The sequence below is a fragment of the Herbaspirillum autotrophicum genome, assembly GCF_001189915.1.
Classification (GTDB): domain Bacteria; phylum Pseudomonadota; class Gammaproteobacteria; order Burkholderiales; family Burkholderiaceae_D; genus Herbaspirillum; species Herbaspirillum autotrophicum.
Map to the genome: position 1 here is coordinate 1 of NZ_LFLS01000051.1, position 14,755 is coordinate 14,755.

Here is a 14,755-nt window from a genome sequence, read left to right on the forward strand (position 1 = left end):
ATCAATGCTAAAACATAGCTGGGTATTGATATTCGCCAGGTCTGCCGCCATCCTCTGATCTTGCTGACCAAGACCCAGTTGAGTGATGGCAGCTGGACACTGCGCACCAACGATCTGGCCGGCCGGGTCACCGACTATCAATCGACCGAAGCCAATGGCACAGTCTTGCAGCACAGCGTACGGACCTGGGACAAAGACAACCGCATGCTGCAAGAGCATGACCAGTTGTTGAACAAGGGCAGTCGTTATGAACTGATGGCAGACGGCACCGTGTCGGCGATTCAGACCTATGGTGAAGAAACCACGTTGCGCACTACCTATCAGTATCAACTGTGGGATAGCGCCAAGCAAAGCAGTGTGACGATACAAGCCAAGAATGCCACGGTAGACAGCTGGCATCAAGTCTGGCAACCGGGCTTCAGCCAGTTCGGCTACGACGTCAATGGCCACAGCAGTTATGCACGTGACGAGAGCGGCAACCGCAGCTTCCGTTACTGGACCGATGCCGATGGACAAGTGCTCAAACGTGATGAATTGATCGGTGGCAGTTTCGATCCGGCCACCGGAGTGGTCAATGGCGCCAGCAAGAACCGCTCACACAACTACTATTACTTTGATGGTCATCGGGTTGGCGATGTCGGCAACGACAGCGTGGAACGCATCGACTACGCGCAGGAACTGGCGAATGTACGTCAAGGTGGCAGCGAACGCAGCTATCAGAAGTTCACGCCGAGCAATGCGGCCGACTTTGATCAAAGCTATCAACCGATCAATGGCGAATATCCGGGTGGCGCACCGAGCGTGTACACAGTACGCACCGGTGACACCCTGGCTGGTGTGGCACGGGCACTGTGGGGTGATGCAGGTCTGTGGTATCTGCTGGCGGATGCCAACGGCTTGCTCGGTGTACAGCCGGGTGATGCGTTGACGGCCAACAGCACCTTGGTGGTGCCGAACAAGGTCGCCAATATCCACAATACCAGCGCCACCTTCAAACCGTACAACCCGGGCAAGGCACTGGGTGACACCAGTCCGACCTTGCCGAAGGCACCGACGCCGCCACCACCGCCGCCTTCGGATAGCGGGGGATGTGGTGGTATGGGCAGCGTGATTATGATCGTAGTGGCGATCGTGGCGACTGTGTTTACTGCCGGAGCGGCTGCACTGGCAATGGGGGCGGCTGGCACTGCTGGAATGGGAGCCATGGCCGCAGGTATGGCGGTGATGACCGGTGCGGCAGGCCTGTCTGTGGCAGCGGTTGGCGCGGCCGCGATCGGGGCTGCGGTTGGTTCGATCGTCAGTCAGGGCGTCGGTATTGCGATTGGTGCTCAGGACGAATTCAGTTGGAAACAGGTCGGTTTGAGTGCGGTGGCCGGCGGTCTGTCTTCCGGCGCGGGCTCGGTGTTGAGCGGCAGCACGACGATGGGTACCTTCGGCGCGCTAGGTACTCCCGTTCGCACCATGGTGCAGGCAGGCATCGCTAACACCATGAGCCAAGGCCTCATGACGGCATCTGGATTGCAGCACAGCTTTGATTGGCGGGGTGTGGCTGTCAGTGTTGCCGCTGCAGGCGTGGGTTATGCGGTAGGCCAAGTTGCCAATATGGCGATGGACTACAACCCGCAGCCTAACGGTCAAGGATTCGACTGGGGCAAGCAATTTGCGAGTAACACTGTGTCGGGCATTGCCGCTGGGGCCACTTATGCTGGTCTGCATGGTGACAATATCAGTGTCGGACAATTGGTAGCGGGGGCAGCGGTGTATGGCGCAGCCAGTGCAAGTGTCACTGAACAGCAATTGCTGATCGCGCAAAAGCAGAATGGTGAACTGGATTTCCAGCGGGATGTGGCTAACAGGCGGATGAGTAATCCGCTGTCGCAGGTGAGGAATGTGGCGGAGAGCAACCCCAATGTCCAACTAATTAACGACGTGTTTGCGGATGCGGGAAGCTGGAGTCGGAATCGGGATCGTAGTAGCGATATCCTGTTAGCCGCGACAGAAATTTTTGCTGGAGTGAATTCAACAGCGATCAATCAACCTACACCTGTTGGTATCGATGAGGCTGGGCGTCCACAATTTTTGCAGCCGACTATAAACGTGTCCTCTTCACAAAGTGAAGAGATTTCAGATTGGAAGAACAATATAACGGGATGGCTTGACGCAAAAGGATCTGAACTCAAGGCAATGGTGACAGGTGATGGTAGTCCCATCGACAATATAGTTGCGGCAGGAAAATGGTCTGTCAACTCAATGACTTCGGCGGTTAATCTGGTCGCTGCTGGAAGTTATTATGCACAACTGGAAAAAGCAGGCATAGATTCTGATGCGTTTCCTCTGTCGCAAATACCAGAATGGAAATACAGCAATGCACGCCAAGCCGGTACCGGCCTGGCATTGGACGTCGCAAGTCTGATGACGGGAGTTGTGGGATTAGGGCGCGTGGCCTTAAAAGACTCAGTGTTTGTGTTTCGGCCGCCACAATATGCTCGCTTGAATATAGGTATCAATGTTAGTGATTCGGTTGTTAGAATTGAGACCGTAACTGATAAAATGCGTGCAGTTTATAAGGATATGGGGTATTTGTCGCCAAGGAATAATAAAATTACTATGGCGTCAATTGGCGACGTAATCGCGGTGGACCATATACTTCCGAGTACTGAAATCATTCGAATGCGGGGGTTCAATACTCTGACCAAAGAACAAATGACGAACATTCTTCAGGATCGGATTGGTTTGGGTAATCTGCAACCATTACCCCAATCCCTGAATGCGTCGAAAGGGGCGAAGGTAGGAGACTGGAAATCATTCAAAAACAAAGAGTTGGATGTGGAGTATCGTCAAAATCTAAGTGCACTTCAAGATAGACTAAGATCGCAAATCCAAAGGCAAATTGATTTATATAATCGGATAAATTATCAAGGAACTCGGTGATGTTGAATGAAACAATGACCTATCAATATGCTGAGCAAATTCCTGAAATTTTGCATTCTGAGATTCCTGAATATGTAAAAAAATCACTTGGACTCGCTTTGAGTGGACTGTTTCCTGAATTTGCATCTGCCTTTCCTAAGACCATAAAAATAATGGATTCATTATGGTCAACTCCACGATTATGTGCGCGGGAATATTTTGCAATCGGTGGGAGTGTATGGCGTGTGTATTTAGCGCTTTCACGCGAAGACAAGAATTTATTTTTTCCTTTGAATTCTGCAACGGCCATTGAGGATAAGGACGGGTTCGATTTTGCACTTCGTATGCTCCCTCGCCGATGGAGCACAATTTACAGATGGTTTGATTCTTTTTCTATTACAACAGACGATAGTTATGCGATCCAAGATCGGCAAAACACCTTGTTCAGATATTCCGGGCGACGCGATATCGAATTCTTTCGGCAGGAGAGTGGGTTAAAGAAAGCTCAAGTATGCGATGTAATGAAATCGCTAGATATTAGAAACCCAGCGGCCTTTTGTTATTGGTTCTGGAATGATGCAGGTGATGCACTGTTTCTGGATGAGTATAAGTGCGACCAAAAGGTGTACCACGTAAGAAGTAATAATATTGAAGACATTACATTATTGGCTGATCCAGAAAATGTACTGGACGAGTATCTAGCCCATATTATGATGGGTGGAAATCCTGCGGAATTTGATTTTCGGAAGGTATAGTCTTTGAATTTTTTGAACTTATTCTGCGTTTTTGCTATTCAACCCCGTCGTGTGGCGCGCAGTGTATTGCGCCACCAATGAATAGGCAGTCAGTTGACCTTACCCTGCCGAGTGCACCAATTGTAAGTTAGCAATGCGGCTGTTTTCGGCTTGATGCAATTCCCGGAATATGGGGACTTCCGACGTGGCGGCTCTGTCGGCGCGCTGATCTTGTTGTTGGTCTGAAATCGCAGTTTCTATATGATCCATTTCAAGCAGATTGTATCGGTCCCGGATACTGCGCCACCAATGCATCAGCAGTCAGTAAAGTTATCCCCTCGACCATGGCCTGAGCAATCAGCATGCGGTCGAAAGGATCTTTGTGAATTGGCGGCAAGGTTCTAACGGTAATAGCATGTTCGCTGACTATGGGTAGTTCGCTGTAGCCATTGTCAAGCAAGCCGCGACGCAGTACTGATGCATCAACTTTGAAATCATCCCGGCCCAGACTGTGCTTGATGGCGATTTCCCAGAGACTTGCGGCACTGAAGAACAATTCGTTTTCCGGTGCTTCGAGCAATGCGGTTGCTGCACTGGAAAGTCGATCCGGCTGGCCTGCCGCCCATAACAATATATGCGTATCCAGTAACAATTTCATGGTGTGCCGCCGAACAGGTGCTCGATCTCAGTAGTACCGATCTGATCAAAATCATCGGGCACGGAAACTTGCCCCGACATGAACCCGAGCCGTTTGAGTTGCTCCGGTCCCGGTGCATTGAGGGCCATCACTTTTACCAATGGTTTGCCAGCTTTGGCAATGATGAATGACTCTCCTTTCGAGGCCTGATCGATCAGTTTGGATAAATGTGTTTTGGCTTCATGGATATTGACGGTAAGCATGACTCATCCTTTGAACTAAGTTCTATTAGTCTAGTTTGTTATGGCGGGGTATGCAAGAAATGAAATGAGTTGCTTTTGTGTCATGTTATTTCGCCAATTTATTTATGTTATTGGGTGAGTGATCTGACGGGACTGGTTATGTTGGTGGAGTCGACGCGTGACAAAATCAGCCTCAGGTTAAGTCGGCAGTCACTCCGCGATCCTTATAAATGGGGTGTTCAACGGAACCCATCAAGTTAGATCTGGTCAGAAGAAACTACTTGTGATTTGATTAATTTTTTGCTAGTCTCGCAAAGTCAATCATTTTTACGATAATTTTCAAAAGTTACATTATTTTGCAATTTAGGACAGCGCAATAGGCCACTCCGTTGGAAATACATGTTCCTTGAATCTGCTTCGTAGAGTGTAAGAAATATCTACCTTGCAGAGTTGGGCGTTAACCTGCGTTTCCGAAAGTGACCATGCACGCAGACCTAGCGTTGCAAATGATGGCGGACATGTTGTGGACCGGCTTGCAGATATGCTTGCCGGTGCTGGCGTTGACCATGATCGTTGGTTTGCTGGTCAGTATTTTGCAAGTAGTCACGCAAATTCAGGAGATGTCGCTGACCTTCATACCGAAGTTGCTGGCAGCCGGTTTTGCTCTGATTGTTTTCGGTCCTTGGATGCTGCACAAGCTATCCCAATTTTCTGCGAGGTTATGGACCGGCATTCCGGCCATGTTCTGACTCCATGAACCCGCAGATTTTCACTTCCGGACAGGGTTTTCCTGTCGATCCTCTCTGGGTCTGTACCGTGTTTCTGATCACCATACGGCTAGCTGCGGTATTGATCATGACACCGATACTGTATGCCTTCCCTGTACCTGCTACGGTTCGGATGGCGCTGGTATTTTCTCTCGCAGTGATGTTGACGCTGGCTTTTCCTTCTTTGCAGATTACGGTCCTGCCGGACACCGGCGGTTTGCTGTTGGCGGCAATGAGTGAGTTGGTGCTCGGCGCCACATTGGGACTTGGCATTTTGATGGCGTTTGCTGCGTTCTCAGTTGCGGGAGGATTGCTGGATGTACAAATCGGCTATGGCATTGCGCAAGTCTTCGATCCGGTAAGCCGTCGTCAATTGCCGATTCTGACTGCCATTTTCAACCGCGTTGCGGTGGTCGTGTTCTTTACCGTGAACGGTCATCACGCTTTGATGCGCGGCCTCGTTTACAGCTTTGATCGATTTCCGCCCGGGGCGCCTTGGCAATATGCTGGCGCCGTAGCGCCTGTGATGCGGCAAGCCGCTGGTTTATTCAGTCTGGGATTTGCGCTGGTGGCACCTGTGGTGTTCTGCATTTTGCTGGTGGAGCTCGGACTTGGTGTGTTGGCGCGCAACTTGCCGCAAATGAACATGTTTGCGATGGGTATCCCGGTCAAGATTGTGGTCGGCCTGACGGCGTTGACGTTCTGGTTCGGTGGCGCCGGCGAAGCCATGTCAAAGATATACATGTCGATATTCCAGACCTGGCAGGGCGTATTTGAGGGAGTGCGCTGATGGCTGAACAAGATCTGGACCGCAATCACAAGGCTACTCCGCACAAGCTCAATGAGGCGCGCAAGCGAGGGCAGGTTTCCAAAAGTCCGGACGTTATTTCCGCCATCGTGTTTATCGTCGCGGTGGTGTATCTGTCGTGGCAGGGATGGCCGCATTTGCGTGACCAGTTTCAGTTCGACCGCGCGTTGCTGCTACTGGCCGGACGTGCCGACATGAGTCCGGGCGTACTGTGGCAACTGATAGCGGCCGGACTGAGTCACAGTTTCTTTCTGCTGGCACCATTCTTCGGCGCCATTGTACTGACGGCAATTGTCACCAATGTCATGCAAACCGGTCCGGTGCTGTCATCGCATCCGCTTGGTCCTGAATGGAGCAAGCTCAATCCCGCCAACGGTTTCAAACGGCTGTTTTCGATTCGGACTTTGTTCGATGCGGTGCGGGCATGCCTGAAACTGGTGTTGCTGGCGTGGGCAGTCTGGCTGGCACTCAAGAGTCTGGCGCCGCAGTTTTTCAGTCTGTCGGGGTATTCGCCGGTCGGTTATGTGCGCGCATTGATTGCCGACATCAGTTCCATGGGTATCAAGATCGCCATGATGCTGGCGTTCATTGCGTTACTGGACTGGCTGTATACCCGACGCGAATTTGCCAAGAACATGCGCATGAGTCATCGCGACCTGCGCGACGAATCCAAACAGCGCGACGGCGATCCGCGTATCCGCGCCCGCTTGCGCGAGTTGCGGCGCGAGATGCTCAAGCGCAGCCAGGCTGCGAGCAAGACCAAGGATGCTGATGTGCTGATAACCAATCCAACGCATCTGGCGGTGGCCTTACGTTACGAACACGGAAAAATGAATTCGCCGTTATTGATTGCCAAGGGTGCTGGCGTAGTGGCGCAATCCATGCGTGATGTGGCAGCCCGGCATCGCATTCCGGTCGTCAGAAATCGTACGCTGGCGCGCAAGCTGTATCGTGAACTGGATAACGATCAATACGTCCCGCAAGCCATGTATGCCGAGGTGGCGCGCATTATCGTCTGGGTATTTGCCATGCGTAAGGCCAATGATGCCGCGCGGGCACTTGTTCCGGGTAAGGGAGCATGACGATGTTGCGCAATTTTTTCGGTAAGCATTCAGATATCGCCATGGTGTTGCTGGTGCTCGGTGTGCTGGTCGTACTGTTTGTGCCGATCCCGAGTCCCTTGCTGGATTTCCTGATTCTGGCCAATTTCAGTTTTGCCTTTCTGATTCTGTTGCTGACCTTTTACATGGCGCGACCGGTGGAATTTTCTACGTTCCCATCGCTGCTGTTGATCGCGACGCTGTTCCGGCTGGCGCTCAATGTAGCTGCCACCCGTCTGATCTTGTCAGAGGGCGATGCCGGCAAGGTGATTGGTGCGATCGGCTCGTATGTCGTTGGTGGCAACTATGTCATTGGTCTGATCGTCTTCTTCATTTTGATCGTGGTGCAGTACGTGGTGATCACCAGCGGTGCACAGCGGGTATCGGAAGTGGCAGCACGTTTCACGCTGGATAGTATGCCGGGTCAGCAAATGAGTATCGATGCCGATCTGAACATGGGGTTCATCGATCAGACCGAGGCGCAAAAACGTCGCAAGAATCTGGAAAAAGAATCCGGGTTCTACGGTGCGATGGACGGTGCCAGCAAATTCGTCAAGGGTGATGCTATCGCCGGCATCATCATTTTGCTGATCAATATTGTCGGTGGTTTGATGATCGGGGTAATGCAACACGGCATCCCTTGGGGCCAGGCGCTGCAAACCTATACCTTGCTGACCATCGGTGACGGTATCGTGACGCAGGTACCGGCACTGGTGATTGCGCTGGGCACCGGGATCATCGTGACGCGCTCGGCATCGGATGCCAATCTGAGCCAGGAAGTATTGCGTCAGATCACTTCATTTCCGAAGACCTTGTTACTGGTGGCGTGTGCGCTGCTGGTATTGATGGTATTGCCGGGCATTCCGGCATTACCGACCCTCGTATTGGCCGGCAGCGTAGCGCTGGTCTGGTGGTTTGCGCGCAGTGCTGCAACCCGTGCTGCGGCGGCCGGGGCCGGACCGGAAGATGCTGCTGAAACAGCGGCAACCGGCAGCGATGATCCTTATGCTTCGCTGGCGATTGAGCCAATCGAAGTCCATGTAGGAAGTCATTGGGTGCCGCAGGTCAGTCTGCCCGATAGTATTTTTATTGAACGCATCGCTGTGTTTCGCAAACAGCATGCACAAGAATTCGGACTGGTCTTGCCCAAAGTGCGCTTCCGCGAAACTACCAAGCTGACGGCTGATCGTTACGAAATCCATTTGGACGGTGTCTTGACGGCCAGAGGGGAAGCCAAGGCTGATCGTTTGCTGGCGATTCATCCGAACGGTGATGTGAAATCGATACCGGGAGAGTCGACCAAGGAGCCAACCTATGGATTACCGGCACTATGGATCGAGGAATCGCAGCGGGCCGCAGCGACTGCTGCCAAATTTACCCTGGTTGACGCGCCAACCGTATTTCTCACGCATTTGATGGAAGTGCTGCGGCGGGAGTCGGCCAGACTGTTGACCCGGGCCGAGACTGAACGTTTGCTGGCGCGTGTACGGCAGACGCAACCCAGTCTGGTGGAAGATTTGATTCCAACCGTGCTGGCCATCAGCGATGTGCAGAAAGTATTGCAAAACCTCCTGCGCGAAAAAGTCAGTATCCGCAACATTGAAGCGATTCTGGAAACCTTGAGCGACGCAGGCAAGGCGAGCAAGGATGCGCAATATCTGACCGAGGCAGTGCGGCATAGATTGGGACATGCAATTTGCCAGCAGTTATTGGGCGAGGCGACTGCTCTGCATGTGATGACGTTGGATCCGGCGGTGGAAAGTCAGTTGATGCATACCCTGCGCACTGCCGATGGTACGCAGCCGTTCGTATTGGAGCCGAAGCTGGCGGAGCAATTGATGGGGCGTCTGGTGCAAAACGCCGAACGCATGATGAAGAGTAATTTGTTGCCGGTGTTGCTGTGCTCACCGGAATTACGGCGACATGTACGGATGTTGTCAGAACGTGTGATGCCGCATCTGCGCGTGTTGTCGATGGCGGAAATACCACAGACGATAGAACTTAAATCCTATGGTGTCGTGAGTTTGTAAAAACAGGGAGAGCGGTATGGATGAGGTACTTGGCGTAGCAATGCTCAGCATGCATCGTGATATGGCGCGGGTGAATCAGGTTGCCATGAATTTGAGCAATGCACTGACGCCGGCATACAAGCGAGAAGTCAGTACCGCAGCAGTACCTGGCGCTCAAGCTTTTGGCAGCCTGTGGGATGCCGGCATGGCCGCGAGCATGACCGGTGCAACCGGGACTGCGGCAACGCAGTCGCAGCTGGATATGAGTGCCGGCACGCTAAAGTCAACCGGGCAACCTCTGGATCTGGCGCTGGCGAGTTCTGGATTCTTCGAAGTACAGACGGAGAAAGGGCCAGCCTATACGCGGCAAGGAAATTTTCGGCTGGATCAGCGCGGCCGGATCGTGACGGCTCAGGGATATCCATTGATGGGTAAGGGCGGCGAGATTCAATTGAATACCGCGCAGCCTGCGATTGATGTCTACGGCAACATCACAGACAAGCAAAAGCCGGTAGCGCAGATCAAGGTAGTGCAGTTTGAACACGCCGAACGTCTGCAGCGCATAGGTGAAGGGCTATATGCAGAAGGTAGCGAGATGCGTCAATTGCCTGATGCTGAAGTCCAGTTACGTCAAGGGTTTCTGGAAAACGCCAATGTCAGCTCGGCACGCGAAATGATGGAGCTGATGCAGGCGATGCGGCATTTCGAGTCGATGCAGAAAGTGACGCAAGGCTATGACGACATGATTGGTAGCGCGATTCGTAAATTAGGTGAAATGTAGTAATTGGTTGGTGGACTGACGAATTCATTAAACGGAAAAAATCATGCTGGATGCGCTTTATATTGGTGCCACAGGAATGCAGGCACAGCAATTGAATGTAGATACCATCGCCAACAATCTGGCGAATATGAATACCGCCAGTTTCAAGAAGGGGCGCGTCAGTTTTGCGGACATGGTTGTCAGTGGTTCTCGGCAAATGCAGCCGATGGCAGCAATGGATGGCAATTCTGGCGTGTTCGGGGATGTGTATCGGACCGGCGCCGGAGTTGGTATCGCGAATTTGTCGAAGATGTTCGATCTGGGCGATATCAAAAAGACGGACTCCGCAATGGATGTGGCGATATTGGGCGACGGTTTCTTCGAAGTCACCATGCCAGACGGTACACGTGCTTATACCCGTGGGGGCACCCTGAAGGTGAATGCCGATGGTTTGCTGGCAACGCAGGCTGGGTATCCGTTGGCGCCTGGCATTACCGTCCCGGGCAATGTCAAAGCACTGCTGATTGGTGGCGACGGACGCGTCATGCTGCAACTATCTGATCAAGACGCGCCAGTGCAGGCTGGCACGCTGGAGCTGGTGCGCTTTAGCAGCCCAAGTATGTTGGCGGCACAGGGCGATAACCTTTACCGCGCTAGTGAAGCTTCGGGCGACGCCATCGCCGGTCGCGCCGGCGAGGATGGCGCCGGCACTTTGCAGCAAGGTTTTGTGGAAGGTTCGAACGTAAAAATGGTCGAAGAAATGGTCAATCTGATGGTGGCACAACGCGCCTATGAAGCCAGCGTCAAGGTAGTGCAAGCCTCAGATGAAATGCTGGGCATGGTCAATAATCTGCGTCGCTAAATATTCCCGCTGTTACTCATGAATCCCTTGATGCTCCTTGCCGGACGCCATGCATGGCTGCTTACGCTGTGCTTGATGGCTGTCGCCTCTTGGCCTGGACAGGTGGGGGCGGTGCCGGTGGAGATCGCATTGCGTTCACATGCCCGTGTCACCCCGGGAGTGATTCATCTCGGTGATATTGCGCTTGTGTCGGGTGCGGATGAGGATAGTTTGACGATGTTGCGCAGCCTTAGTCTGGGCAACATGTCGCGCAGCACCGTGTTGGAACGACGGCGTATTGAGCAATGGTTGCGCTTGTATACACGGCAGTTCGACGTCAAGTGGAGCGGCGCGCATCAAGTGCAGCTTGAGTTGGCGCAGCAAACACTCGCCGCCGATCGAGTCGCGGCCGAAGCACGTTTGGCGTTGGACGTATGGCTGCAAGCGCGTGTAAAGCGTACGCAAATTGCAGTGGTGGGGCCGCAGCGCGACATTGTTATTCCGTCCGGTGCGGTGCGCCTTGAGGTACGACCAATTGCCAGCGGTGTGGCGCTGGCGCGACGCATGCCAGTTTGGGTAGATATCGTCGTAGAGGATATCTATGTGCGCAGTGTCGTGGTCAATTTCGAGGTGCAAGCATATCGCACCGCTTATCTGGCACGGCGCGATTTAGCGCTTGGCAGTGTGGTGAATGCGAGTGAATTTGAACAGCGGGAAGTGGATATCGCTGAAGCCGGCAAGGAAGATGCACTGCCAGTAAATAATGATACGACTGCCTGGCGCATGAAGCAGAGCGTCCAGCAGGGACGCACATTGGTGGAGGGTCAAGTCGGCCCGATACCGGATGTCGTGCGCGGCCAATCGGCAATATTGCGTTCGCAAAATGGCATGGTAACGCTGGAGAGCAAGGTGGAAGTGTTGCAGGATGGTTTTACCGGACAGTCGATCAAAGTGCGACCAGCTGCAGGGTCAGGGGCGTTAACGGCGCGGGTGGCCGGGGTCGGCGTGTTGGAAATGACGGAGCGATGAATAACATGGGTGCAATAGTAGGGAAGGCATTTTTGGTTTGCCTGCTGGTATTTACTGGTGCTGCGACACAGGCGGAAAGCTTGTACCGGGAAGATGCATATCGGCCGTTGACCGCTGACAATAAAGCGTTTCGGGTTGGTGATACGGTAACGGTACAGGTACTGGAGAATTCCAGCGCCAGCACCAACGCAGATACCACTACACGGCGCAAGAATGGTATCAGCGCCGATGTGAGTCTGACGCGCAATCCGAGTATCGCGGCCGGGGTCAATGTCGCGGGCGATTTTGACGGTGGCGGGCGGACGCAGCGCGCCAGTCGCCTGTTGGCACAGTTGAGCGTGGTAGTGACGGAAATCCTGCCGAACGGCGACATGAAACTGGCCGGTGAGCAAATTTTGTATGTCAACGAGGAACAGCAAAAGGTCAATTTGCAGGGACGCGTACGACCACAAGATATTTCGGAAGGTAACGTGGTGTTGTCGACGCGTCTGGCCGATGCGCGCATTACGTATGTTGGCGAAGGCGATTTGTCAGAACGGCAGCGTCGTAGTTGGTGGCGCAACATTATGGATTGGTTGGGGTTCTGATGATGACTATGTCGCGTACATTGGGGTTCCGGAGCCTGCTGTTATGGCTAGCATGCTGGTTACCGCTTATGGCAATCGCTGCCGACACCATTCGGGTCAAGGATCTCGGGCGCATGCAGGGCTGGCGTGAGAATGCGATCGTCGGCTATGGCATCGTCACCGGTCTGGCCGGAACTGGGGACTCCTCAAATAATAAGACCACGCGCCAGGCACTGGCGAATGTGTTTTCGCAATTCAATCTCACTATCGCGCCAGATCAGGTGCAAAGCCGCAACGTCGCAGTAGTCCTGGTCACAGCGGCGCTGCCGACGTTTGCACATGAAGGAGACACGCTGGACATTACCGTGACTTCTGCTGGCGATGCCCGCAGTCTGGTCGGCGGCAGTTTGCTGATGACGCCATTGAAGGCTGCCAATGGCCGGGTATATGCCTTGGCGCAGGGACCATTGTCGGTCGGTGGGTATCGTTACGATGCCAACGGCAATGTGGTGCAAAAGAACCATCCCACCGTGGGCTCGGTGCCGGGTGGTGCCACCGTAGAGGTGGGTGTCAGCGCGCAGATCATGAATGCTCAGCAAGGCGTCGTATTTTTGCTGGCAGAGCCGGACTATACAACCGCTACACGCATTGCGACCGCCATCAACAGCCAGGTCGGTGCCGGTCTGGCGCGCGCACGTGATGCTGCCGGCGTGGAGATTCATGTGCCTGATGCCAGCCGCGATTTGCTCACCAATTATTTGACCAAGATAGAGAACGTGATGGTCCAGCCAGATCGTCGCGCCAAGGTCGTGATTAACGAACGCACCGGCACCGTGGTATCGGGCGGTGATGTACGGATTTCCAAGGTGGCGATCTCACACGGTGACCTCAAGATATCGATACGTACAGACAACTCGGCATCCCAGCCCTTTGTCATCGGCAATGCAGGTCCCAACATTCGGACCGAAATTGTCAGTAACACGCGAGTTGATGTCGAAGAACAGAATGGACCCGGTTTTGTGCCTGCCAATAACAATACGGTAGCCGACTTGGTGCAATCGCTGGCAAAACTCAAAACGAATACGCGCGACATCATCTCGATCTTGCGCGCAGTGAAGGCCGCAGGTGCATTGCATGCGGAACTGGTAGTTCAATAATTCAAACTGTGTATCGAACCGAGGGAGAGGCAAGATGTTGCAAGGAATAGAAGCTGTCACCACGCAGGCACTGGGCCTGGCGCTGGATGCCGCCAGTCTGCGGCAGCAAGTCATCGCCGCCAATATCGCGAATGCCAACACGATCGGTTACTTGCCGCAGCACCTGAGTTTTGGCGGGCAGATGGAGCAGGTTCAAGCTGAAATAAGAGATGCCGGCAGCCTCAGTGCTGGCTCGCTGACGGCATTGCGTCCGACGCTGGCGTTGTCGTTAGACTCCCAGGGATTGCCGGCCAAAGTACGATTAGATGAAGAAATGGCTGCAATGGCGCAGAACACGGTGCAGTACCAAGCACTGATCAAAGGTCTGAACCGGCACTTTTCGATTCTGGCCACCGCGGCCAGTGACGGCAAACGATAACAATAGGAAGCGACATGGACTATACACAAGCTTTTGCCATCAGCGCAGCGGGTATGACGGTGGAACGTACCCGGGTCGACGTTGCCGCGCTGAATCTGGCCAATGCCAATACCGTGCAAGGCGCCGACGGTAACGCATTTCGCCCTATGCGGGTGGTGGCGCGTAGTACCAGTAATCTACAGGCGACATTTACGGCATTGGTTGACGGGGGTAACGCCACAGCACCGGACGCCATGCAAGCATTGCCGACGGTCAGTATTGAGGCCGCAGATGTGGCGCCGCGCATGGTGTATGAACCGGGTCACCCTTATGCGAATGGTAAAGGTTTTGTGTCATATCCGGGCGTAGATACAGCAGTGGAAATGGTATCGATGATGAGTGCGACACGCGCTTACGAGGCCAATGTGGCTGCCATGAATGCAGCCCGTACCATGGCGCTGAAAGCATTGGATATCGGAGGTGCAGCATGAGCGTAGATGCCATCGTCAGCGCCACGGCAGCGCTGGCAGCACCGGTCATGCCTGCTGCAGGAGCCGCTAATGTCGCCGGCCAGACCGGCCAGTTTATGGAAATGGTTACCAAAGGCTTGGGCGAGGTCAATCAACAACTGATTTCCACACAAACTGGATTGCAGCAGTTGGCGGTGGGCGATGTACAAAACCTGCATCAGGTCATGATTCAGATGGAAGAGGCGCGCATGTCTTTTCAGCTGCTGGTTCAGGTACGTAACAGAGTGCTGGAAACCTATCAGGATCTGATGAAGATGTCGGTGTAAAA

At 53.5% G+C, this 14,755-nt stretch carries 16 protein-coding genes; 14 read left to right on the forward strand and 2 right to left on the reverse strand.

Annotated features, from left to right (window positions below; genetic code table 11):
• Window positions 1-60: 60 nt before the first annotated feature.
• A complete protein-coding gene (locus AKL27_RS25230) occupies window positions 61-2,931 on the forward strand; it encodes a LysM peptidoglycan-binding domain-containing protein (RefSeq protein ID WP_050465656.1) in 2,871 nt (956 codons plus the stop codon).
• Entirely contained in the window at window positions 2,931-3,665 is a 735-nt protein-coding gene (locus AKL27_RS25235; protein ID WP_050465657.1) for a hypothetical protein, read from the forward strand. The genes AKL27_RS25230 and AKL27_RS25235 overlap by 1 nt, the downstream gene beginning before the upstream one ends.
• Window positions 3,666-3,915: 250 nt before the next feature.
• Here AKL27_RS25235 and AKL27_RS25240 read toward each other — a convergent pair whose 3' ends face one another.
• A complete protein-coding gene (locus AKL27_RS25240; RefSeq protein WP_050465658.1) occupies window positions 3,916-4,302 on the reverse strand; it encodes a type II toxin-antitoxin system VapC family toxin in 387 nt (128 codons plus the stop codon).
• On the reverse strand, window positions 4,299-4,544 hold the full coding sequence (locus tag AKL27_RS25245; RefSeq protein ID WP_050465659.1) for a type II toxin-antitoxin system Phd/YefM family antitoxin: 246 nt from the start codon (window positions 4,542-4,544) through the stop codon (window positions 4,299-4,301). The genes AKL27_RS25240 and AKL27_RS25245 overlap by 4 nt, the downstream gene beginning before the upstream one ends.
• Before the next feature lie 461 nt (window positions 4,545-5,005).
• Here AKL27_RS25245 and AKL27_RS25250 point away from each other — a divergent pair, with 461 nt between their 5' ends.
• The 12 genes from AKL27_RS25250 (at window position 5,006) to fliE (ending at window position 14,753) form a co-directional block, all read left to right on the forward strand.
• Window positions 5,006-5,272 carry a flagellar biosynthetic protein FliQ gene (locus tag AKL27_RS25250; protein WP_050465660.1) on the forward strand — a complete coding sequence of 89 codons (267 nt, stop codon included), beginning with the start codon at window positions 5,006-5,008 and terminating at the stop codon, window positions 5,270-5,272.
• A 4-nt stretch (window positions 5,273-5,276) separates the two neighbouring features.
• On the forward strand, window positions 5,277-6,080 hold the full coding sequence (locus AKL27_RS25255; RefSeq protein ID WP_083439289.1) for a flagellar biosynthetic protein FliR: 804 nt from the start codon (window positions 5,277-5,279) through the stop codon (window positions 6,078-6,080).
• Window positions 6,080-7,180, forward strand: coding sequence for an EscU/YscU/HrcU family type III secretion system export apparatus switch protein (locus AKL27_RS25260; RefSeq protein ID WP_050465662.1), 1,101 nt, complete (start codon window positions 6,080-6,082; stop codon window positions 7,178-7,180). Before AKL27_RS25255 ends, AKL27_RS25260 begins: the two co-directional genes overlap by 1 nt.
• 2 nt (window positions 7,181-7,182) lie before the next feature.
• Window positions 7,183-9,228, forward strand: a complete 2,046-nt coding sequence (flhA, locus tag AKL27_RS25265; RefSeq protein WP_198156086.1) for a flagellar biosynthesis protein FlhA — start codon at window positions 7,183-7,185, stop codon at window positions 9,226-9,228.
• 16 nt (window positions 9,229-9,244) lie between these two features.
• On the forward strand, window positions 9,245-9,988 hold the full coding sequence (locus tag AKL27_RS25270) for a flagellar hook-basal body protein (protein ID WP_050465665.1): 744 nt from the start codon (window positions 9,245-9,247) through the stop codon (window positions 9,986-9,988).
• A gap of 43 nt (window positions 9,989-10,031) precedes the next feature.
• Entirely contained in the window at window positions 10,032-10,829 is a 798-nt protein-coding gene (flgG, locus tag AKL27_RS25275; protein WP_050465666.1) for a flagellar basal-body rod protein FlgG, read from the forward strand.
• 18 nt (window positions 10,830-10,847) lie between these two features.
• Window positions 10,848-11,837: a flagella basal body P-ring formation protein FlgA gene (locus tag AKL27_RS25280; RefSeq protein ID WP_050465668.1), complete on the forward strand. Its 990-nt coding sequence runs from the start codon at window positions 10,848-10,850 to the stop codon at window positions 11,835-11,837.
• 5 nt (window positions 11,838-11,842) lie between these two features.
• The gene (locus tag AKL27_RS25285) at window positions 11,843-12,424 is read left to right on the forward strand and encodes a flagellar basal body L-ring protein FlgH (protein WP_157057095.1); all 582 of its coding nucleotides are present in this window, start codon (window positions 11,843-11,845) and stop codon (window positions 12,422-12,424) included.
• 68 nt (window positions 12,425-12,492) lie between these two features.
• Complete coding sequence (locus AKL27_RS25290; RefSeq protein ID WP_232311102.1) at window positions 12,493-13,560, forward strand: flagellar basal body P-ring protein FlgI; 1,068 nt, start codon at window positions 12,493-12,495, stop codon at window positions 13,558-13,560.
• Between the two features lie 34 nt (window positions 13,561-13,594).
• A complete protein-coding gene (gene flgB / locus AKL27_RS25295) occupies window positions 13,595-13,978 on the forward strand; it encodes a flagellar basal body rod protein FlgB (protein WP_050465670.1) in 384 nt (127 codons plus the stop codon).
• Between the two features lie 14 nt (window positions 13,979-13,992).
• Window positions 13,993-14,448 (forward strand): flagellar basal body rod protein FlgC, encoded by a 456-nt coding sequence (flgC, locus tag AKL27_RS25300; RefSeq protein WP_050465671.1) that lies wholly within the window; start codon window positions 13,993-13,995, stop codon window positions 14,446-14,448.
• Window positions 14,445-14,753 carry a flagellar hook-basal body complex protein FliE gene (fliE, locus tag AKL27_RS25305; protein ID WP_050465672.1) on the forward strand — a complete coding sequence of 103 codons (309 nt, stop codon included), beginning with the start codon at window positions 14,445-14,447 and terminating at the stop codon, window positions 14,751-14,753. Before flgC ends, fliE begins: the two co-directional genes overlap by 4 nt.
• Window positions 14,754-14,755: the final 2 nt, after the last annotated feature.